A 22,937-nucleotide genomic window follows, 5' to 3' on the forward strand; every position below is an offset into this window, starting at 1 on the left:
GGTGAAACTATACATGAAAAAAATTGCTTTTGATTCAGAAAAATACTTAAACCTGCAGCGCGACCATATCTTGGAGCGCATTAATCAATTTGAGGGCAAATTGTACATGGAATTCGGCGGTAAAATGCTGGAAGACTTCCATGCTGCCCGTGTCTTGCCAGGTTATGAGCCGGACAATAAAATTAGACTGCTCAAAGAGCTCAAGGACCAAGTGGAGATTGTCATTGCTATCAATGCCAACAATATTGAGCACTCTAAAGCACGTGGGGACTTGGGTATTTCCTATGACCAAGAAGTTCTGCGCCTAATCGATACCTTTAATGAGCTGGATATTTATGTGGGCTCAGTGGTCATTACTCAGTATTCTGGCCAGCCAGCAGCTGATCTCTTCCGCGCTCAGCTAGAAAAGAACGGAATTGACTCCTACATCCACTATCCAATCAAGGGCTATCCTACTGATATGGACCACATCATCTCACCTGAGGGAATGGGCAAGAACGACTATATTAAGACCAGTCGAAATCTGGTCGTAGTGACTGCGCCTGGTCCTGGTTCTGGTAAATTAGCTACTTGCTTGTCCAATATGTACCACGACCAAATCAATGGCATCAAATCAGGCTACGCTAAATTTGAAACCTTCCCAGTTTGGAATCTGCCCCTGCACCATCCGGTCAATCTAGCTTATGAGGCAGCGACGGCAGACCTGGACGATGTCAACATGATTGACCCTTTCCACCTGCAAACCTACGGCGAAACCACTGTCAACTACAACCGTGATATCGAAATTTTCCCAGTCCTCAAGCGTATGCTGGAGCGCATCCTAGGCAAATCACCTTATGCTTCTCCAACAGACATGGGCGTCAACATGGTCGGCTTTGCCATTGTAGATAATGATGCGGCTATCGAGGCCTCTCAGCAGGAAATCATCCGCCGCTACTACCAGACGATTCTAGACTTCAAGGCAGAGCGCGTTTCTGAATCTGCTATCAAGAAAATCCAACTCTTGATGAATGACTTGGGCATCACACCGCTGGACCGTAAGGTAACCGTCGCTGCGCGTGCCAAGGCTGAAAGCACTGGCGAACCAGCTCTAGCTCTGGAATTGCCAAATGGCGAAATCGTAACCGGTAAGACCTCTGAGCTCTTTGGCCCTACGGCTGCTGTATTGATTAATGCCATTAAGAAGTTAGCCAATATTGCTAAAGAAACCAAGCTGATTGAGCCTGAGTACGTTAAACCAATCCAAGGCCTGAAAATTAATCATTTGGGCAGCCGTAATCCGCGCCTTCACTCAAATGAAATCTTGATGGCTCTGGCAATCACAGCCATGGAAAATCAAGACGCTGCACAAGCCATGCAAGAGCTTGGAAATCTCAAGGGCAGCGAAGCTCATTCAACCGTAATGCTGACAGATGAAGACAAAAATGTCCTGCGCAAACTAGGCATCCATGTAACCATGGATCCTGTTCATCAGTATGATCGACTTTATAGAAAATAAAAACAAGCTCTGTTAAAAGCTTGTTGAGAAAGCTGGCTCTGCCAGCTTTTTTTCTTAATAACGCTTGGACAGGAGAAAACGCAAGAGATAGTAAAGGGCCAAAACCAGGATAATAGTCAAGGTCAGAAACTGATTGAGATTTAAAACGATAGGAAAAATCATAGACAGAAGGCTTAGCCCTGCTACCAGCAGCAAAAGGATATCAAAGAGCAGAGTGCGAGTCTTTTCGTCAATCATCCGATTGCGCTCATCCGTCACCTGAATGTAGAGCCTATTAAAAGCTTCCTCCCGTTTCAAGGCAAGGTTATAACGTAGAACCATCAAGGAAAGCCCCAGAAGCAGACCAACCATAATGCCTTCCTGTAAATCATCCAGAGAATGAATGTAGCTCCATCCCAACCCCAGCCAGAGGACTAGGATTAGGATGCGGCCTATGATAACCTTCCTTTGAAGTTTTTTCCGAAATTCTTGTTTAGTTATTATTTCCATGTCAGTCTCCTATTTTTCATACGCTTGGGAAATTTCAACATCGCCACAATCAAGAACATTCCCACAAAAAGCAGGATTTCCTTAGGTATAAAATTGGCTTGCAAATGGAGGTAAGACAAGCCAACAACCACCAAAATAGCCAATATCCATTTACACAAATAAGTCCATTTCATGATTCATCCTCCTCAAAGAGAAACACTTCTTCAATCCTTAAATTGAAAAAGGATGCAATTTTATGAGCCAAAAGGAGCGAAGCATTGTAGCGGCCTTTTTCCAAAGAAATAATCGTTTGTCTCGTGACCTCTAGCTTCTCAGCCAGCTCCTCCTGGCTGAGCTTTTTTCTTTTTCGCAATTCTTGAATTCGATTTTCCAAGGCTTCCCCCTTTTTATGATGTAAAACGACCTTTACTTTTTAAATAGAGTATAGTCTCCTTTACATATTTTGTCAAGAAGAAAGCGGCAAAAAAAGGGCTGGGACAAAAGTCCTAGCCTCTCAATTGTCTTTGGATCGTCGAGCAAGACGCAGTGGTTGAGTGGGCTCTATTACGCTGATTTCATCAGCTTTTACAGCCCTACTCAACTGTGCGGAGGTGGGACGACGAAATCGAATTCTAACGAATTACCGATTTCTGTCCCACTCTCTTTTATCATCTTTATTGACTTCCTTTGTTATTTGCTTTTTAAAGCCACAGTCAACTCGACACAAGCTCCTCCTTGGTCTGGATTGAGCAGGGTCAGACGACCACCGTGCAAGAGAGCGACCTGCTTAGAAAAGGCTAAGCCGATTCCATGATGGGGATTAGCTGAATTGCGGCTTTGGTCACTCTGGTAAAAGAGCTGTTCTGCTCCCAGCAACATCTCCTCTGAAAATACAGGGCCATTGTTCCAGATAGCAAAAACCAACTGGTCCTGCTGCACTGATACCGTTAGCTTGACTTCCTTTTGATTCTGGTCTGCATGTTCAAGCGCATTCAGTAAAATATTGAGCAAAGCTCGCTTGAGATAATCCAAATGAATGGACAAAATCAGACTAAGATCACAATCTTCTTGGAGAGAAAAACGATAGCTTTCCTGTTTGCTGAACAGTGCCCAGTCGTCCCGTAGATCAGCCAAAAAATCCTCCAAGGAAAGCTGACTGAACTGATTAGCATCAATCTGAAAAGTCTTAGCATAATCAATCAAAGAGCCACAATACTCTTCCATCTTGTGACTAGCCTGCAAAATCTCAGCAGCATAGTCTGCCTGTGGATAACCCAACTGTGCCAATTCCAAGAGCTCAGCATTCCCCTTAATCACAGTTAGGGGCGTCTTCAAATCGTGCGATGTCGCTGATAGCTGTAAAATCAACTCCTGATTATGCTGCTGCTCTCTTTCTAGAAGACGAGCATTTTCTTGGTGGCTGCTCCGTAAATCCCTATAGACTTCTAGCATTTCCTCAATCCGAAAAAGCTGGCTTTGATTTTCTTCTAAAAGCTTCTCGCTCTTTAGCATTTTTATTTCCCTGTCGATTTTTCGGAGCAATTTCAAAATATGATAAAAAGTAATCAGCAGCAAGCTCCCTGCCCAAAAGAACAAGATGAAAAGGGCATAATCGCTGCCTTGCGTAAATTCATAGCCTATAAGAACAAAAATCAAAACATGGAAAAAGACGATTTTTAAACTGGTTGTCCAGACTAGGCTTTTGAAATTACGGGTTCTAATTGCCATCTATAGCCTACTCCTCTCACTGTTGCGATTGCTTGCAGCCCTTCTTGTTTGCATTTTTGACGAATCTGATACACGTATTCTGAGATGGAGCGAAGCTGTGTTTCTGAGCTTTCTGGGTAGAGTAAGGTATGCAGGCGTTCAGCTGAGAAGGTCTGCTTGGGATTGCTAGCTAGTAAATGCAGCAACTTAAACTCTCGCTCTGAAAATTTCAAGACTTTACCAAAACAGGCAACTTCATAGCGCTCTGGATAAAATTGACAAGAAGCAATCTCAGAATAGCGCTCCTCCCGTCTTTCCTCCCGCCGAAGATGAGCCCTAACACGCGCCAGCAATTCTTTGGTCCCAAAAGGTTTGACAATATAGTCATCCGCTCCGCGAAAGAGCCCTTCCACCTTGTCCGCCTCCAATTCCTTAGCAGTCAAAAAGATGATTGGGCACGAAAGATGAGGACGAATGTAGGAACATAACTCAAAACCATTAACAGGCTCCATCATCACATCCAGCAGAATCAAATCATATCCGACAAAATGCGTCAGCTCCAGCTCTTCTATCCGATCAAGCGTCGTTACATCATAAGCGTCGAGCTCTAGGACGTTTTTCACCAGCTTCAAAATGCTCTGGTCGTCATCAACCACTAAAATACGATACTGTCTCATGATTTCCATTATAGCATACCTCTAGCGAACATCTCGTTTCAAGGTTAAGAATATAGCAGAACCCCAAACCAAAGCTAACCATAACAGCTGTATTCCCAGCCCTGATAGATCTATTGAATGCTGAAGCCTTTCATACTCAAAAAGATTGAGCGTAGCCAGATCAGGCAAATACTTTGCTTCCTTGATGAAAGTTGCCAATAAACGGCTGAGACCAATCAAGAGAGGAAAGAGCACCGACACCGGCACAACCCAAGATTGAAATAGCAAAGCGAGGCCGGCAGTTAAAAAAGCCAGAAAAAGATTGCTGAGAAGACCAAAAGAGCTGTAATAGAGGAATTCCCCCAGTAAGGACCAGCTAAAGTCTAGGTCAAATCGAGCCAGCATAACAAAGAAACAGCTACTTATAATGACACTATAGAGAACCAAGAGCAGCAAGAACAGAAAAAGGATTTTCCCAGACAACCAAGCCTTTCTATTTGATACAGTTAGAAAATTCGTTCGCATCCCAGACTTGACAAACTCTTGGGCAAAATAGAGCGAAGTAAAGATGACGATGACAGGCTGCGCCAGATAGAGGGCATGCAAAGCCTCGCTCAGAGCCTTTGTCTGTCCAACTGCTGTTTGACTGTAGTCAAGATTCATCAGAAAAAATGGAACGATTACCAGAGCCACCAAGGCTGCACCAAGAGCGAGATAGTAAGAACGGAACTTAATCCATTCGCTTCTAAGTAGAGCTTTTATCATCAGTATCGCCCTCCTAAATCCGTCTTCAAAAAGCGCAGAGAGGTCATACCGCCGATGACTAGTAACCATGCACCAAGTATCAACAGCCCTTGCAAGGGATTGTTGGCATATTGGGAAGTTGGCGTTGCAGCAAACAACTCTCCTGCTGGCTGTGGCAGATAAGCTCCCCAACTCGTGTGAGCTGCCAGGTAGTTTCCCAGATTATAGATCTGGGGTACGAGAAAAAGCAGAGGAACCAGCATGGTCCGAGCCAATAAACCTAACAAAAATGAAAGGATTCCCAATAGGGTTAGAGATAAGGTTTTCCACAAAATCAAACTCCAAGCTGCCTGATTGAGCAGAATCGGATCAAGCCCTTCCTTTCCTAAAGCCAGGTGCATGACCATATAACTAAAGTAAATTGATAAAAAGCTACTGGCAAGAGAAAAGCAAGCAAAGGTCATGAGTTTCCCCACAAGCAACTTCAGGCGGTTATTACAGGTCAAAAGACTGGTTCTCAAGCTATGAGACTGAAATTCCATAGCTCCCAAAATTCCAGCTAAGATGACCAAAACCATGCCTGCCATAGAAGCCCCATTGAGGCCTAGATATTCCAGCGGGTCAATGGCTTCTGCGAGACCGGGAACCGTCTCAGGTGTGGCATCCAAGCCGACAGATAAATACTGTCGGCCCTCCAGCCAGGATACGGCAGGCACCAATAGCAGCATGAAGGCCATACTCACTCTGAAAGCCTTGGTTGAGCGAATTTTCAACCATTCTGAATGCAATAAAGACATCGTTTCTTTCATCTTAAACCTCCTCTGTCAAATCAAAGAAGAGATCTTCTAGACTGTCTGAATCTTGCAACACCTCTTCCAATTGTCCCTGCTCAATAATGCGCCCATGATGAATCAAGACTACATCATCTGTCACCATTTGCACCTCTGATAGGATATGGGAAGATAGAAGTACCGTTTTTCCTAAGTCAGCCTGCTGACGGATGAACTTTCTAAACCACTTGATCCCACTTGGATCCAGTCCATTGGTCGGCTCATCTAATATAAGAAACTGAGGATCACCCAGCAAAGCTGCTGCCAGACCCAGCCGCTGACCTTCCCCCAGAGACAGGCTTGATAAGAGGTCCTTCCTCTTATGAACGATTCCAGTCATCTCTAAAACCTCATCGATCCGAGACTTGGGAATAGCATTACTCGCCGCAATAATCCGCAGGTGGTCATAGACCTTTCGATTTGGCAGACCGCCAATGCCATCAAAGGCTGCGCCTACCGTTCTGAGCGGATAGGTCATTGACTGATAGGTTTGCCCATCAAAAGTTGCAGTCCCTGCTGTCGCCCGATCAAGCCCCAAGAGAATCCTCAAGGTCGAACTTTTACCAGCACCATTCGGGCCTAGAAAAGCTGTAATCCGCCCGCTTCTAGCTGTAAAAGAAATATCTTTTAAAATCTGCTTACTGCCATGTTTTTTGCAGACTCCTTCTATTTTCACTACATGTTCCATACTGAACTCCTTTTGTTTTTTCTTTAGTATACAGGGGCAAGTTCAGAGAAAGTTCAGACAATAAAAAAACTTGCCTTGCGACAAGTTTCTTTTCTATAATTCCAGTTTTCTCAACATGAATTTCTTTTCTTGACTTACTCACTTAGTTCACCTCTTTTACCATTATAGTAATTTTTTAATTCATCATAGGAGTGAATCTCATGTTCTTGACCATCTACAGAATAGTCAGCTTTGATTTTTACTCCAGACAAAGTTTCCTCTCCCTTAGGCGCAAACCAATGAAGGAGTGTATCGAAGATCTCGGCATTCCCCATTCGATCATAACGCATGGATAACTTTTCATCTCCCTTAATTATCCCCTTCTCTATATTAGGGAATATACTGAATAGGTTGATGTTAGAATCAGGCTTTACATTACCAGAGTTAGTAATACTTCTATAATCAGTTGCATAGTAATAACCTATGTCAGAAATACGATCACTTAAATTTGTCATGGAAAGTGAAATAAGATCTAATTCTTTTGTGCTAGGAATTTTATCTGAATCAGTCGGACTATAATAGTCTTCCTTTCCTAGATTATAGTAAAGTTTTTCCGCTTCGGAGATAGGTTTTCCAGCTTCTAACACCTCAATATAAATAGTATCTTTATAGGCTGGTCCTCCAAATGTAGGAAGCCCAATACGTATAACATCATTTTTTTTATTCTTTTTTCGAACCTTTTCTAACACATTGACCGTAGAGCTTTTTTGAGTATCTAAATCATAGTAAGAAAAACTAATAAATTCTATATTTGTGCTCTTAGAATCTTTCAATTTTCTTTCCTTGTAGCTTCTGCCAAAAAGATACCGTCCTCCAACTAAAACTGTATCAGCACCAGAAAGAATGTATTTCTTTTCATCCCCTAGCACTTTAATTTTATTTATATCCAATTCATTTACTGATTTAATAATTTTGGGTTCAGATTCTTTTTCTGAAGAGCTCTGATGAAAATAAACGACTCCAAGAACTATAAAAGAAATTGTTACAATCATCCCAATCCAATATCTATATCTCATCGTCTCATCCCCTTATATCAAAACGTTGTATTAGATCCTACTAAATTTGAAAAGTACTTAGAATCCGTCGTTTGCCAATCTACATAAGAGAAACTTCCTGTCTTAGATAAACTCTGCAATCCGTCATATACAACCTGAAAACTAATTTCTTTCTTATTTTTATCACTTTTTTATCACTAATAATATGATTATAATTAACTTGAAATAATTCCTTTACATTAAAAAGTCTTACAACGAGTTCTTAGTTTATTTTTCGATCGCATCCCAGAGCTGGCGGATACTTTTTTTCTGCACGGGATCGACAAAGTGTGGGGCGATTTCCATCAGAGATTGCAAGACAAAAGCTCTTTCAGCCACATAAGGATGAGGAACAATCAAGTTTGGACTGTATACCTCCTCCTGTCCTATGTAAAGGATATCTAGATCAATCACACGCGGTCCCCATTTGATCTCCCGCACGCGCCCTAAATCCGCTTCGATAGCCAAGAGCGTCTGCATTAATTCCTCAGGATTGAGCCAGGTTTCAACTTCAACAACTTGATTGAGAAACGGATCCTGCTCAACGCCACCCCAAGGCTCTGTCTCGATACGGCTTGATGCTTGCAAAACTCTTATATTTTGTTCTGCCATTTTTTCCAAAGCCGCATCCAAATTGGCAGCTGGGTTGCCTTGATTGCTCCCCAGAGCGATAAAGGCTTTCCGCTTTTGACGCACTAGCTTGACTGAGCAGGTCTCTAAAGGCAGCGGCACCGGTGCCCAAGGCTTCTTGACTTCCAAGCTGACCTTCTGCACTAAAGGATGAGTCAGAAAAATCCGATCAATCAACTTGTAAGCCAGCGTCTCAATCAAGTCCTCCTTGCTTTCCTGACACCAGTGTGTCAAATCCTGAGCTAATTCTCCATAGTGGATAGAAGCTGTCAGGTCGCCTGTTTTGGCAGCCCGTGTCATATCATAGTCCAAAATCAAATCCAGCACAAAACGCTGGCCCAATTCCTTCTCCGCTCCAAACAGACCGTGATAGGCATACACTTCCAAATCCTTAATGCGCAGCTGATCCATTCTCTTATCCTTTCTGATTCAAGTTTCTGCATTTCATCCTTAATAAAACTATCTAGTTCTTGACATGCTCCATCACTGATAAAATCAATGTCCCATCAGTTTGTAAGCTTCATTTTTTAGGTCCTTATCCGTCGCTAAAACGCCACGCGCTGCTGTAGTAACCGTTGCAGTGCCAGGCTTTCTGACTCCTCGCATATTCATACACATATGCTCAGCTTCCACCCAGACCAGGGCCCCTTGAGCACCCAGATAGTCCATCAAGGCTTCAGCAATCTCTACGGTCAATCGCTCTTGAATCTGCGGTTTCTTGGCATAGACCTCTACCGTCCGGGCCAGCTTGGACAGGCCTGCTACCCGACCATTAGGCACATAGGCGATATGAACCTTCCCGTAAAATGGCAGAAAGTGGTGCTCACACATAGAATGAAAGAAAATATCCTTCTCCACTACCATATTATTGTCAATGATTTCAAAAGACTTGGCCAGATGCTCCTCAGCAGTCTCACCCAGCCCAGCAAAGATTTCCTGGTACATTTTAGCAATGCGCTGTGGCGTCTCCTGCAAGCCTTCGCGGCTTCCGTCTTCGCCAATCGCCTCAATAATCTGGGCAACAGCTACTTCAATTTTCTTCGTGTCCATATTCACTCCTAGATTCTTTTTCTTTGTCAATGATATAGGCCCTGACCTGAGCCAGGAAATAAAGGGAGCCCGTAATCAGCAAGAGCTCATCGGTCCCATGCTCAGCTTTCAAATAAGCCTCTAAAAATCCCTGCCAATCAGCATAGTCCAAGCCCTGCTCACAGGCCAGCGCCTCCATATTTTCTTTGGAAAAGCTCCGTGGATCTGCAAAATTGGTCAAAATTAGCTGACTCTTAGGCAACTGCTTGAGCTGACCCACCATTTCCTCCAGAGACTTGGTCTGGATACAGCTAAAAAGGATTTTCTTATCCAAGTCTGGATAATGTTGGCTCAAGGTCCTCGTCAACCTCTCCATAGCATGTGGATTGTGGGCGCCATCAAGCAAAATACGAGGCTGGTGCGAAATCTGCTCCATCCGCCCAGGCCAGCTTGTCGCCAATAAAGCTGCGCCAACTTGCTCTTTTGTTAACAGCGGTAGCTGTTTGCTCTGACAATAGAGGTCACAGAGCTCAATCGCCAAACCAGCGTTGTCTACCTGATGCTGCCCCAACAGAGGCGTCAGGTAAGGCTCCGCCTCCCGATAGGCATTGGAAAAGCTAAAATGTTCTCCTGAGTCAGTCCCGCCCAAGCTCTGAACTTGATAAGACTGCCCATAAACATAGTGAGGCGCTTGCTTTTGATGAGCCTTGTGTTCAATGACCGCCAGAGCTTCTGGCTCAATCCGTCCAGTCACCAAGGGCACATTTGGCTTGACAATCCCAGCCTTCTGCTCGGCAATCGCTGCCAGAGAATGCCCCAGCAGAGCCACATGATCTAAGCCAATAGTCGTAATAGCTGTCAGATCAGGTCGGCAGACATTGGTACTGTCCAAGAGGCCGCCCATGCCAACCTCCATAATGGCCACATCGACCCGCTCCTGAGCCAAATAATCATAGGCTAACGCCGTCATGATTTCAAACTCAGTCACTCCCTGCAAAACCTCATCGTTCGCTTGCTCCTCAAAAAGAGCTCGATAAGTCTCTAGAAGGCGCGACAAATCTTGATTGGGAATAGACCGACCATTGATGGCGATTTGTTCATTGTAGCTGATCAAATAGGGGGAAGTAAAGGTTCCTACACGCAGGCCTCGCATTTCCAAGAGTTGACGCAGGTGGGCAATGGTTGAGCCCTTCCCGTTGGTCCCCCCTATATGAATCACTGACAGCTGCAAATGAGGATTTCCCCGCAGCGCCAGCATCCGCTCCATCCGCTCCAAGCCAAAATTAGGACTATCCGTCCGATAGGCTTCCAGCCAGCTTAAATCTGGCAATTCTTCTTTTGTCATAGTCACTTATACTGCCGTAAATTTAGATCTTCCATTTTCTGAGCCAGTCGAATAGCATCGCCAATCTCGGCTGCCATCCGGTGGGCTCCCACATCATGCACTCGGACAGCCTCAACACCCTGACTAGCTGCAATGCTGGTCAAATGAGCTGAAGCTAGGTCTCTGTTTTGAAAACCTGTTTCCGTCTCTGGGTCAGTTTCAAAACCATTTTCTTCTAATATATTGACCAAAAATCGCTTGCGAGAGACTCCCAGAAAAATAGGAAAGCCTGCCTGATGAATGCTGTCCAGTTCCTGTAAGAGCAAGAGATTTTCCCGTTTGGTCAAGCCAAAACCAATCCCTGGATCCAGCATGATTTGCTCACGGTCCAGGCCAGCTTTCTCAGCTCTTGCCAGTGTCTTTTCAAAAAATGCCCACATGAGTGCCTCAATATCTAGCCGTTCAAAATCCGCTAATTCTGACTCGGTAAAAGCTGGCTCAAAGCCGAAAGTCGGAAAGATTTTCGAACTGGCATGTTGGGGTCGAGCCATGACTGGATTGAACATGGCGATAACTGGCGCTCCAGCCTTGGCAGCCACAGCTGCCATTCTCTCATCACCCAAGAGTCCTGTGATGTCATTGATGATATTAGCTCCAGCGGCCAAAGCTGCTTCTGCAACTGGTGCCTTCCAAGTATCTACAGAAATGAGGATATCAGTCTCTCGGCGAAGAGCCTCAATGACCGGTACCACACGACCTATCTCCGCTTCAATGTCCACAAAATGGCTGCCTGGACGAGTCGACTCGCCACCGATGTCTAGCAAATGAGCTCCTTGAGCTATCATCTTATGTGCCTGCTCCAAAGCCTTTTCCACCGTATCATATTTGCCCCCATCCGAAAAGGAATCTGGGGTAACATTAAGGATCCCACAAAGGGCTGTCTTGCCCTCTGGAGCAAGTTGTCTTAAATTCATCGTATTTCCTTTCCCCTTGCTACTACTGCCTTTCAACAAAAAAGGCACACCCATCTAGTGTACCGCAAAGCCAACAGCAGATGCAGCATCCAGTCCTATGAACTGCACTCGACTTCACAAGAAGACCTCATCTGCCCCTTGTTTCATTTACCATTTTACCACAATTCCGCTATTTAAGAAAACACTTTTTACAAACAGAAAGGCAAAAGGAGAATCAGAAGTAAATTCCGAAGAAGATGAGCCAGTAAGGACAATTCCAGAGATCCAACCCAAGCTTTTAAGAGCCGGACAAAAGCCATACCTAAACTTAGGTAAATTAGAAAACAAGATGATTCTCCGGGATTTCTCAGGAAAGCAAAGAGAGTGATTCCCAAGGCAATACACCAACTCTTTCTGTATTTCATCTGCCTGTTTTGCTTAGCCTGTGATGACATACCAAATAAATCCATGCCAAGCAATAGCAAGGAGGAGGCGGAAAAGCTGTTTGAGATAAGCTGCTGCAAAGGCGTTAGCTCAGAACTCGACTGCCCACAGAGGAAAACAAGACTCGCTGCGTTGCTTGCAATCATCAAAAAATAAAGGTAGCGCAAGTGTGGAAACCGCTTGGAAGCCCGTAGCTCTATCTNAAAATCCCGCCACTCACGAGAAAAATAAGAGGCATACCCTAAAAGAATGAACAAAAACAGAGAGATAAAAAGCAAGTTAGGCCTCGATAAAGCGAAACGATTGGTCATCGGATGAACCAAAAGCAGCAAGACCGATTGCATTAACATAGCTACTAATAAGATTTGGATAGATTTTTGAAATGTGAGCCTCATTTTTTACTCCTTAAAGCTAAGATACAATTCTCATTATAGAACAAAAGATTCGCTTTGCTAGCTCCATGTCCTCAAAAGTCACTTTTTATCCCTGAAATGTCAAAAAAGAGGTCAATCTGACCTCTTTATCCATGAATGATATCTAGTTAACTTTGTGAAATAATCATCACCAAAATAGCAATGGCATTCCGTAACATATGGGCTAAAATTCCCATTTCCAAACGCTTAGTCTGGTGAACCACCAAAGCTAGAACGCCCCCCATACCAGCATAAAGGACAAAACTACCGATGTTGGTCGGACCGTGGAAAAAACCAAAAAGGATAGAACCAACTATCAGACCAATCAACTCATGCTTTGGAAACAGCTTTTGGGGAATCAAACCACGGAAAATAATCTCTTCCAAAATTGGCGCTGAAAAAACAGCTCCCACAATAAGCAAAACAACGGGCGTACTCTGAAACAAGTTTTGCAAAGCAGTTTGATTGGCTGTCGTTCCTGAAAGTTGGCCCTCTAGAACCATAATAATCGCAGCAAAAATACTAACTCCGAAAGTTATCAGATAGGATAATACTAGCCAGATTACCGATTTTAAGTTAAAAAAACTAAAATCAAGGGTCAGTAAGCCTTCTTTTTTAGCCATTCGCAGGGCATAAAAAATGATCAGCAAATAAATCATCAGGACAAGCAAGGTGTATCCCATTGAAAAACTTTGATCTCGACCTTTGTAAAACTGGATCAGTACAAAAGGAACTTGAGTCTGTACGGCTAAAAACAAAGCCAGTAAACTATATTCCACTTTTTGCAAAAAAATTTTCATTTCTTCCTCCTTTTACTTAGTATATCGAATTTTTCCCTTCCTGTACAGCTAAGAGCCATATAAAATCAAAAAATGTGCCATCATGCTTACTAGGAAGCTCCTTCCCTAAGCTTTTGATTCAATCTGGCAGCAAAATAGAGCGCTAAAATTTCAATTTTTATTATATCTTCACCAATTCAGTGCACCTAGCAAAAAGAGGAGTTTGGGACAAAAAGATTTCAATTTTTAAAAATCTTAATTATTAAGCCCTTCAAATATATAATTAAATGCGAAAAGCGAACAAAGCAGAATTCTGATTACCAGAAAACTAGTTTTGTTCGCTTTTTATATTTGAGGTCGGACTTTTGTCCCAGACTCCTATCAATTGTCTTTGTATTGTCGAGCAAGACGCAGTGGTTGAGTGGGCTCTACTACGCTGATCTCATCAGCTTTTACAGCCCTACTCAACTGTGCGGAGGTGGGACGACGAAATCGAATTCTAACGAATTACCGATTTCTGTCCCACTCTCGATAGACTTTTATATTGTAAACTCAAGCAAGTTTTTATGATTCTACGCTTGTTTCAACTTCTTCAGTCTCTGCTGTTTCCACAACTTCGTCAATGATTTCAACTTCATTGATTGCTTGTGGTTCCAAGTTACGGTATCGAGCCATACCAGTACCAGCTGGGATAATCTTACCGATGATAACATTTTCCTTGAGTCCGAGCAGATGGTCTTTCTTACCACGGATAGCAGCATCTGTCAGGACACGAGTTGTTTCCTGGAAGGAAGCTGCAGACAGGAAGCTGTTTGTCTCAAGGGAAGCTTTGGTAATTCCCATGAGGACTGGACGAGCTGTCGCAGGCACACCGCCTGAGATAACCACATCACGGTTAGCATCTGTAAAGTCAGTGATATCCATGAGAGTTCCCATGAGGAGATCTGTATCACCTGGATCCATAACGCGCACCTTACGAATCATTTGACGAACCATTACCTCGATGTGTTTATCGCCGATTTCTACCCCTTGGCTACGGTAAACTTTTTGTACCTCAGCAAGCAGATAGGTTTCAACAGACAAGACATCGCGGACAGCCAGCAAGTGCTTAGGTTGGATAGAACCTTCAGTCAAGGCAGCACCGCGAGAAACTTGGTCGCCCACTTCCACCTTCATACGGGCTGTAAATGGCACCACATATTCACCTTCGCCAGTTGCACCTTTAACAAAGACTTTTTTAGTACGAGTAGACGCATCTTCTTCGATAGCAGTAACTTCACCCTTGACTTCTGTGATGACCGCTTCCCCTTTCGGATTGCGGGCTTCAAAGATTTCTTGGACACGAGGAAGACCTTGCGTGATATCGGTATTAGAGGCAACCCCACCCGTGTGGAAGGTACGCATTGTAAGCTGTGTACCAGGTTCCCCGATAGATTGGGCAGCGATGGTTCCGACTGCTTCACCAACTTCAACCGCATCGCCAGTCGCCAAGTTGATACCGTAACAATGACGGCAGACACCGTGGCGGGTGTTACATGTAAATACGGAACGGATAGTAACTTCTTCCACACCCGCATTGACAATCTCACGCGCCTTGTCTTCGGTGATCAATTCATTTGGGCCGATGATAACTGCGCCAGTTTCTGGATGTTTAACCGTCTTCTTAGTGTAACGACCATTGAGACGCTCTTCAAGAGACTCGATCATTTCCTTGCCTTCTGTGATAGAAGTGATGAGAAGTCCACGATCTGTACCACAGTCATCCTCACGGATAATCACATCTTGGGCAACGTCAACCAGACGACGAGTCAAGTAACCTGAGTCGGCTGTCTTGAGGGCCGTATCGGTCATACCTTTACGGGCACCGTGAGTAGAGAAGAACATTTCCAATACAGACAAACCTTCGCGGAAGTTTGAAAGGATTGGCAATTCCATGATACGTCCGTTCGGAGCAGCCATCAGACCACGCATACCGGCAAGCTGTGAGAAGTTCGAGATGTTACCACGGGCTCCAGAGTCCATCATCATAACGATTGGGTTCTTCGGATCTTGGTTGGCAACCAAGCGTTTTTCCAATTTTTCACGGGCAGCACGCCATTCAGCAGTAACTGCATTGTAGCGCTCGTCATCAGTAATCATACCGCGACGGAATTGCTTGGTAATTTGTTCTACACGCTTGTGAGACTCTTCAATGATCTCTGCCTTGTCTTCCACGACTGGAATGTCAGCAATACCCACTGTCAAACCAGCCAGCGTAGAATGGTGGTAACCTAGGTCTTTCAAGCGGTCGAGCAGGGCAGATGTTTCTGTAGTGCGGAAGCGTTTGAAGATTTCAGCGATGATATTTCCTAGATTTTTCTTCTTGAACGGAATATTCAACTCTAGGGCTTCAATGGCAGACTTGATGTCTTTACCAGGCTCCAAGAAGTATTTAGCTGGAACGCCTTCTGTCAAATTAGCATTCGTTGGCTCTTGCAGGTAAGGCAGCTCTTCTGGCATGATATCGTTGAAGAGAATCTTACCTACTGTGGTCATGAGGATCTTGTGTTTTTGATCTTCTGTCCAAGGTTTGTTGAGGCTATCTGTCGCGATACCTACACGAGTGTGCAAGTGGACATAGCCATTACGCAAGGCCATCACGGCTTCATCACGGTCTTTAAAGACCATACCTTCGCCTTCGCGACCTGCTTCTTCCATGGTCAGGTAGTAGTTACCCAAGACCATATCCTGAGATGGTGTTACAACCGGTTTTCCGTCTTTCGGATTCAAGATGTGCTCAGCAGCCAGCATGAGGATACGAGCTTCAGCCTGTGCTTCTTCAGACAATGGAACGTGAATGGCCATTTGGTCACCGTCAAAGTCGGCATTGTAGGCTTCACAGACCAGTGGGTGCAAGCGAAGAGCTTTACCGTCGATTAGAACTGGCTCAAAGGCTTGGATACCCAAACGGTGAAGGGTCGGTGCGCGGTTAAGGAGCACTGGGTGTTCTTTGATAACATCTTCCAAGACGTCCCAGATACGCTCATCGCCACGCTCTACCATGCGCTTAGCAGCTTTCACATTCTGTGCATAATCACGGGCAACAATTTCCCGCATGACAAACGGCTTGAAGAGCTCGATTGCCATCTCGCGTGGCACACCACATTGATACATTTTCAATGTCGGACCAACGGCGATAACGGAACGTCCTGAGAAGTCAACCCGTTTACCCAGCAAGTTTTGACGGAAGCGACCTTGTTTACCTTTGAGCATGTGGCTCAAAGACTTGAGTGGACGGCTACCTGGTCCTGTGATCGGACGACCACGGCGACCGTTGTCAATCAAAGCATCCACCGCTTCTTGCAGCATCCGCTTCTCATTTTGAACGATGATACCTGGTGCATTCAACTCAAGCAAACGAGACAAACGGTTGTTCCGGTTGATAACACGGCGGTAAAGGTCATTCAAGTCAGATGAGGCAAAGCGCCCACCATCCAGCTGCAACATTGGACGCAGATCTGGCGGAATGACTGGCAGAATGTTCAGAATCATCCATTCTGGCTTATTGCCAGAACGGTAGAAGGCATCCAAGACGTCCAAACGACGAATAGCCTTGATTCGTTTTTGACCAGAGGCTGTTTTCAATTCTTCCTTGAGAGCCGCAATTTCTGTTTCCAGATCCACTTGTTTCAACAAGTCTTGGATCGCTTCTGCTCCCATTTTAGCAACGAATGAACCAACACCATATTCACGGAGGCGCTCACGGTACTCGCGCTCTGTCATGATAGACTTGTGCTCCAGCGGTGTATCCTTAGGATCAATCACCACATAAGCCGCAAAATAAATGACTTCTTCCAGAGCGCGCGGGCTCATATCCAGAGTCAAGCCCATCCGGCTTGGGATTCCCTTGAAATACCAGATATGAGAAACGGGTGCTTTGAGCTCAATGTGACCCATACGCTCACGGCGAACCTTGGTCCGTGTTACTTCGACACCACAGCGGTCACAAATAATTCCTTTATAACGAATCCGTTTGTATTTACCGCAGGCACACTCCCAATCCTTGGTTGGCCCGAAGATCACCTCGTCAAAGAGGCCTTCACGTTCTGGCTTCAAGGTCCGGTAATTGATTGTCTCAGGCTTCTTCACTTCCCCGTAAGACCATGAACGGACCTTACTTGGAGAAGCTAGGGTGATTTGCATACTTTTAAATCGATTTACATCAACCACTATTTCTTACCTTTCTTATTTATCTAATCAGCGACGAATTATTTTTCTTCATTTCCTTCAGCATCAAAAGCTGCTTTAGCTTCTTGAGCCTGTTTTTGACGTGCTTTTTCCAGATCGTCCACATGGATCACATCTTCATCCATGTCTTCATCCAAGTCACGAAGTTCTACTTCTTGGTCATCTTCGTCAAGGACACGCATGTCAAGACCAAGAGATTGCAATTCTTTCACAAGAACTCGGAAGGATTCTGGCACACCTGGTTTTGGAATTGGTTTCCCTTTGGTAATCGCTTCATAAGCTTTCAAACGTCCGTTGATATCGTCAGACTTGTAAGTCAAGATTTCTTGAAGTACGTTTGACGCGCCGTAAGCCTCTAGGGCCCAAACTTCCATTTCCCCGAAACGTTGTCCACCAAACTGAGCTTTACCTCCGAGTGGCTGTTGGGTAACGGTTGAGTATGGACCAACTGAACGGGCGTGGAGCTTATCGTCAACCATGTGGTGAAGCTTGATCATGTACATGACACCGACAGAAACGCGGTTATCAAATGGCTCACCAGTACGTCCATCATAAAGAATTGTCTTAGCATCGCTATCCATACCAGCTTCACGAACTGTAGACCAGAGATCTTCTGAGCTTGCTCCGTCAAAGACTGGTGTCGCAATGTGGATGCCCAAGTTACGAGCTGCCATACCAAGGTGGAGTTCCATAACCTGACCGATATTCATACGTGATGGCACCCCAAGTGGATTCAACATGATATCGACTGGAGTTCCGTCTGGCAAGTATGGCATATCTTCCACAGGAACGATACGAGAGACAACCCCTTTGTTTCCGTGACGTCCGGCCATCTTATCTCCGACCTTGATCTTACGTTTTTGAGCGATGTAGACGCGAACCAGCATGTTAACACCTGATTGCAACTCATCACCGTTTGCACGAGTAAAGATCTTGACATCACGAACAACACCATCGGCACCGTGTGGTACACGAAGCGAGGTATCACGTACTTCACGAGACTTATCACCAAAGATAGCGTGCAAGAGGCGTTCTTCAGCTGAAAGATCTTTTTCACCCTTAGGGGTTACTTTACCTACAAGGATATCGCCTTCTTTAACTTCCGCACCGATACGGATAATCCCCATTTCGTCAAGGTCTTTAAGAGCATCTTCACCAACGTTTGGAATTTCACGAGTGATTTCTTCAGGCCCAAGCTTTGTATCACGTGTTTCTGATTCGTATTCTTCGAGGTGGACAGATGTATAGACATCGTCTTTGACCAGACGCTCACTCATGATAACCGCATCCTCGAAGTTGTAACCTTCCCATGTCATGTAGGCAACGATTGGGTTTTGTCCAAGCGCCATTTCTCCATTTTCCATAGAAGGTCCGTCTGCGATAAAGTCGCCTTTTTCAACGACATCGCCAACTTTTACAAGAGTGCGTTGGTTGTAGGCAGTTCCTGAGTTTGAACGACGGAATTTTTGGATGTGGTAAACATCCAATGAACCATCTTCACGACGAACTTCTACCTTATCCGCATCCGCATAGGTAACCTTACCATCATACTGAGCAATAACCGCCGCACCAGAATCGTGGGCTGCTTGGTATTCCATACCAGTACCGACATAAGGCGCTTTTGGATCGATCAAAGGCACAGCCTGACGTTGCATGTTGGCACCCATGAGGGCACGGTTGGAGTCGTCATTTTCCAAGAAAGGAATACATGCTGTCGCTACGGCAACTACCTGCTTAGGTGATACGTCCATGTAGTCTACTTGGTCTGAAGGGAATTCTTGGTTATTACCTTGGTGGCGTCCCATAACGATAGGCTCTGCAAAGCCACCTTTTTCATTCAGCTTAGAGTTGGCCTGCGCTACGATAAATTCATCTTCCTCATCAGCTGTCAGCCAAACAATTTCGTTGGTTACCACGCCAGCTTCACGATCTACCTTACGGTAAGGCGTTTGAATAAAGCCATATTTGTTAAGGTGTCCGTAAGAAGACAAGTTATTGATCAAACCGATGTTTGGTCCTTCAGGTGTTTCAATCGGACACATACGACCATAGTGAGTATAGTGCACGTCCCGCACTTCATAGCCAGCACGGTCACGTGTCAAACCGCCAGGTCCCAAGGCAGACAGGCGACGCTTGTGAGAGAGCTCAGACAGCGGATTGTGTTGGTCCATGAACTGTGACAACTGTGAAGAACCAAAGAATTCTTTAATGGCTGCAGTCACAGGACGGATGTTAATGATTTGCTGTGGAGTTAGTACTTCATTGTCTTGAACACTCATCCGTTCGCGAACATTACGCTCCATCCGAGAAAGTCCAAGACGGACTTGGTTAGCCAAAAGCTCACCAACAGCACGAATACGACGGTTCCCCAAGTGGTCAATATCATCCACCCGACCAATGCCTTCTGCCAAGTTAAGGAAATAGCTCATTTCAGCCAAGATATCAGCTGGTGTTACAGTACGAACCTTGTCAGATGGGTTCGCGTTACCAATAATGGTCACAACACGATCTGGATCGCTTGGTGCAACGACCTTGAACTTCTGCAATTCTACAGGCTCTGTCAAGACAGCTGAGTCGTTTGGAATATAAGTGATCTTGTTCAAACCATTGTCCAGTTGCTCTGCAATGCTGTCAATCACACTGCGAGTCATAACCGTACCAGCTTCGACAAGAATTTCACCTGTTTCAGCATCTACCAGATGTTCTGCCAATGTTTGATTGAGTAGGCGGTTCTTGATGTTGAGTTTCTTGTTAATCTTGTAACGACCAACAGCAGCCAAGTCATAGCGATGTGGATCAAAGAAACGAGCCACAAGCAAGCTACGTGAGCTTTCAGCCGTCTTAGGCTCACCTGGACGAAGACGCTCGTAGATTTCTTTCAGAGCTTCATCCGTACGAGAGTCCATTGGGTTCTTGTGAATATCTTTTTCGATGGTGTTGCGCACCAAGTCGCTGTCACCAAAGATGTCCAAGATCTCATCATCACCTGAGAAACCAAGCGCACGCACCAAAGTAGTAAATGGAATTTTACGCGTCCGGTCAATACGAGTATAGGCGATATCTTTTGAGTCTGTTTCTAGCTCCAACCAAGCTCCGCGGTTAGGAATAACAGTTGAACCGTAGCCAACTTTACCGTTTTTATCAACTTTATCGTTGAAGTAAACCCCTGGCGAACGCACCAACTGAGACACGATAATCCGCTCACCACCGTTGATGATGAAGGTTCCCATTTCAGTCATGATTGGGAAGTCACCAAAGAAGACTTCCTGTGTCTTGATTTCACCAGTTTCCTTGTTAATCAGGCGGAAAGTCACAAAGATTGGCGCTGAATAGCTAGCATCGTGGATACGAGCTTCTTCCAGCGTATATTTAGGCTCACGGATTTCATAGCCGACAAATTCCAGTTCCATGGTGTCGGTAAAGTTTGAAATAGGAAGCACATCCTCGAAGACTTCTTTCAAACCATGATCCAAGAAATCTTTAAACGAGTCTGTTTGAATTTCAATCAAGTTTGGTAAATCAAGAACTTCTTTAATTCTTGAAAAACTACGACGGGTCCGATGTTTCCCGTATTGAACGTCATGTCCTGCCAAGTTTCTAACTCCTTTTTTATAAAGTACAGAGGGAGGGAATCGGAGAAAATGAGATTTTCTGATTATTGAAATACTAACCATTTGCCTCTCATATCCTACTCTTCTTCACTCTTACCAAGGGGAGACCCCTTCTACGCCATTGACTCTCGTCAAAACAGCTACAATCAGTCCTTTTTGCTAAGTTTTTAGAATCTTTAAGTTTGCGTTACAAATCCTAGAATTCTGAAAAATAGACACAAAAAGAGCAGCTAAATCTGACTTATAAAAAGTTTGATTTAACTGCTGCAAGCCTTAATCGGACAATATTTCAATTAAAGCACACGACAAATTATTGATACTATTATACCATATTTATGTAAAAATTCAAGTAGTTTTATCTAATTTCCAGGACGCTTTCATCTTTAATCTTGAAATAGAAGCATGTTTATTTTAAGTCGCTCTCATCCACTTCCTCGTCGTCATGAACATGTTAACCCTGGATTTTGATGTATCCTTCATGTTTCCTATCCAATTCTTCCCAGAGTGGCTCATCAATAGCCTTCCGAATCTTTATTTATGATTCTTTTATTATATTTCCTATTTAGAAGCTAGCTGCTGTTTCATTTTTTCAAAGAACTGATTCAATTCTGTTTGAACCTGATGTAGTAACTCTTTTTCTTGAGTCTCATCTATTTCAATTTTTTTCCTAGTACCGTCTTTCTCTATAGAATCATAACTCGAATCAATTAAATTCAATTTTTTATCTAAGAAAAACGCTACATCTGTTTCTTTACCATCAATTGTAGTAGAAAAATGAACCAAAAGCTCACTGTCTTCCAAACTAGTCGGTGGGCGTACATCCAAGTTTAATTTCCCAGGTATTTTAAGTTCATTTATTCCCCATCGCCGAATCACCGGGTCATCCGGAATTCCATAGCCTGCATCTCGGATAATATCCTCGTTATTACCTGCGAGAATACTTGCCAGTAGTTCAATTTTATTGACAGAGGAAAAATCTGGTTCAGGTTTATCATCTGGCCAAAAGAGCAACCAAATGGCAAAAGCAGTTATTATCAAAAGTAGGATGCTTATTATTTTTTTACGTACCGACATTTTTATCTTCTCCTCGCTTCAAATAATCATAAAAATCTTCTTTTGATTTTTTATGCTCATCCGTATCTGGTTTCCATAAGAAATCCCATCTTTTCCCGTGCTTGATAAATTGTCCACCTGCTGTATATAGGCTACTTACAAGAGTTCTCCAAAGGCTAGAGTAGCCATTTAATAGTCACGCTCTTTAGGCAGTCGGTCTGTAACTTGATTGCTAATTCTAAGTTGTTGCCAATGTTCTACCTTACCTATCCACCACTTGAGCCTCAAATTTGGCCGGTTTATTGTCTACATTGGTGATGGTGATGGAGTAAGGTTTGTTGTTTGTCACATCAAAAACTTTTTCTCCTTTATAACTAACAACAATCCCATCTTCTGCTAAATATATATCTTTTTGATTATTAGGAAGCTCATTCTTATCTCCAGTACTGCCTATTTTAATAATTTTCTTTTCTCTTACTCCAAATAATATATCTCCAAACTTTTCGGACCAAACATTTGTACCTGATAATTTTATACTTCTATTATCTTTTTTATCTAAAATCAATTCCGAATTATATTCAAGCTGATCCGTATTTGGAGACACTCTTAATTCAACGCTTTGACCTGGTTGCAGAGTATATTTTCCATAATTTAAAACCGCATAAACATACCCTGCTGCAAACAAACCATAGAACAATCCAATGGCAATTCTTGACCGCCTGCTTTTAAAATAAAGCGAAAGTAAAAATAGAGAAGCAATAAAAATTACTGAAGTTATCATTTTTTATTTCCCTTATAGCCCCCATATCA

The 22,937-nt window shown here is 43.9% G+C and carries 19 protein-coding genes; 1 reads left to right on the forward strand and 18 read right to left on the reverse strand.

Annotated features, from left to right (window positions below):
• Positions 1-13: 13 nt before the first annotated feature.
• The gene (locus D8793_RS06710; RefSeq protein WP_125371250.1) at positions 14-1,498 is read left to right on the forward strand and encodes a DUF1846 domain-containing protein; all 1,485 of its coding nucleotides are present in this window, start codon (positions 14-16) and stop codon (positions 1,496-1,498) included.
• Positions 1,499-1,552: 54 nt separating this feature from the next.
• Here D8793_RS06710 and D8793_RS06715 read toward each other — a convergent pair whose 3' ends face one another.
• From D8793_RS06715 to D8793_RS06815, 18 genes are all read right to left on the reverse strand, one after another.
• Positions 1,553-1,987 carry a DUF2178 domain-containing protein gene (locus tag D8793_RS06715; protein ID WP_125371251.1) on the reverse strand — a complete coding sequence of 145 codons (435 nt, stop codon included), beginning with the start codon at positions 1,985-1,987 and terminating at the stop codon, positions 1,553-1,555.
• Positions 1,978-2,160 carry a hypothetical protein gene (locus D8793_RS06720; RefSeq protein WP_125371252.1) on the reverse strand — a complete coding sequence of 61 codons (183 nt, stop codon included), beginning with the start codon at positions 2,158-2,160 and terminating at the stop codon, positions 1,978-1,980. Before D8793_RS06720 ends, D8793_RS06715 begins: the two co-directional genes overlap by 10 nt.
• Complete coding sequence (gene relB, locus D8793_RS06725) at positions 2,157-2,360, reverse strand: type II toxin-antitoxin system RelB family anti-toxin (protein ID WP_002896748.1); 204 nt, start codon at positions 2,358-2,360, stop codon at positions 2,157-2,159. The genes D8793_RS06720 and relB overlap by 4 nt, the downstream gene beginning before the upstream one ends.
• Before the next feature lie 296 nt (positions 2,361-2,656).
• A complete protein-coding gene (locus D8793_RS06735; protein WP_125371253.1) occupies positions 2,657-3,694 on the reverse strand; it encodes a sensor histidine kinase in 1,038 nt (345 codons plus the stop codon).
• Complete coding sequence (locus D8793_RS06740) at positions 3,661-4,359, reverse strand: response regulator transcription factor (protein WP_125371254.1); 699 nt, start codon at positions 4,357-4,359, stop codon at positions 3,661-3,663. The genes D8793_RS06735 and D8793_RS06740 overlap by 34 nt, the downstream gene beginning before the upstream one ends.
• A gap of 12 nt (positions 4,360-4,371) precedes the next feature.
• On the reverse strand, positions 4,372-5,094 hold the full coding sequence (locus D8793_RS06745; RefSeq protein WP_125371255.1) for a lantibiotic ABC transporter permease: 723 nt from the start codon (positions 5,092-5,094) through the stop codon (positions 4,372-4,374).
• Positions 5,094-5,882 carry a lantibiotic ABC transporter permease gene (locus D8793_RS06750; protein ID WP_125371256.1) on the reverse strand — a complete coding sequence of 263 codons (789 nt, stop codon included), beginning with the start codon at positions 5,880-5,882 and terminating at the stop codon, positions 5,094-5,096. Before D8793_RS06750 ends, D8793_RS06745 begins: the two co-directional genes overlap by 1 nt.
• Position 5,883: 1 nt before the next feature.
• Positions 5,884-6,591: an ABC transporter ATP-binding protein gene (locus D8793_RS06755; RefSeq protein WP_125371257.1), complete on the reverse strand. Its 708-nt coding sequence runs from the start codon at positions 6,589-6,591 to the stop codon at positions 5,884-5,886.
• A gap of 134 nt (positions 6,592-6,725) precedes the next feature.
• Positions 6,726-7,646: a hypothetical protein gene (locus tag D8793_RS06760; protein ID WP_125371258.1), complete on the reverse strand. Its 921-nt coding sequence runs from the start codon at positions 7,644-7,646 to the stop codon at positions 6,726-6,728.
• Positions 7,647-7,892: 246 nt separating this feature from the next.
• Positions 7,893-8,705, reverse strand: coding sequence for a 2-amino-4-hydroxy-6-hydroxymethyldihydropteridine diphosphokinase (gene folK / locus D8793_RS06765; protein WP_125371259.1), 813 nt, complete (start codon positions 8,703-8,705; stop codon positions 7,893-7,895).
• An 84-nt stretch (positions 8,706-8,789) separates the two neighbouring features.
• Positions 8,790-9,344 (reverse strand): GTP cyclohydrolase I FolE, encoded by a 555-nt coding sequence (gene folE / locus D8793_RS06770; protein ID WP_125371260.1) that lies wholly within the window; start codon positions 9,342-9,344, stop codon positions 8,790-8,792.
• Complete coding sequence (locus D8793_RS06775) at positions 9,325-10,668, reverse strand: bifunctional folylpolyglutamate synthase/dihydrofolate synthase (RefSeq protein WP_125371261.1); 1,344 nt, start codon at positions 10,666-10,668, stop codon at positions 9,325-9,327. The genes folE and D8793_RS06775 overlap by 20 nt, the downstream gene beginning before the upstream one ends.
• Before the next feature lie 2 nt (positions 10,669-10,670).
• A complete protein-coding gene (gene folP, locus D8793_RS06780) occupies positions 10,671-11,621 on the reverse strand; it encodes a dihydropteroate synthase (RefSeq protein ID WP_185761030.1) in 951 nt (316 codons plus the stop codon).
• Between the two features lie 964 nt (positions 11,622-12,585).
• Complete coding sequence (locus tag D8793_RS06790; protein WP_125371264.1) at positions 12,586-13,257, reverse strand: CPBP family intramembrane glutamic endopeptidase; 672 nt, start codon at positions 13,255-13,257, stop codon at positions 12,586-12,588.
• A 543-nt stretch (positions 13,258-13,800) separates the two neighbouring features.
• Positions 13,801-17,445 carry a DNA-directed RNA polymerase subunit beta' gene (gene rpoC, locus D8793_RS06800; protein ID WP_125371265.1) on the reverse strand — a complete coding sequence of 1,215 codons (3,645 nt, stop codon included), beginning with the start codon at positions 17,443-17,445 and terminating at the stop codon, positions 13,801-13,803.
• A 38-nt stretch (positions 17,446-17,483) separates the two neighbouring features.
• Positions 17,484-21,056 carry a DNA-directed RNA polymerase subunit beta gene (gene rpoB / locus D8793_RS06805; RefSeq protein WP_045498139.1) on the reverse strand — a complete coding sequence of 1,191 codons (3,573 nt, stop codon included), beginning with the start codon at positions 21,054-21,056 and terminating at the stop codon, positions 17,484-17,486.
• A 576-nt stretch (positions 21,057-21,632) separates the two neighbouring features.
• Positions 21,633-22,148 (reverse strand): hypothetical protein, encoded by a 516-nt coding sequence (locus D8793_RS06810; protein WP_125371266.1) that lies wholly within the window; start codon positions 22,146-22,148, stop codon positions 21,633-21,635.
• Between the two features lie 241 nt (positions 22,149-22,389).
• A complete protein-coding gene (locus D8793_RS06815; protein WP_125371267.1) occupies positions 22,390-22,908 on the reverse strand; it encodes a hypothetical protein in 519 nt (172 codons plus the stop codon).
• Positions 22,909-22,937: the final 29 nt, after the last annotated feature.

This window comes from Streptococcus cristatus (genome assembly GCF_003943465.1).
GTDB classification, from domain to species: Bacteria; Bacillota; Bacilli; order Lactobacillales; family Streptococcaceae; genus Streptococcus; species Streptococcus cristatus_C.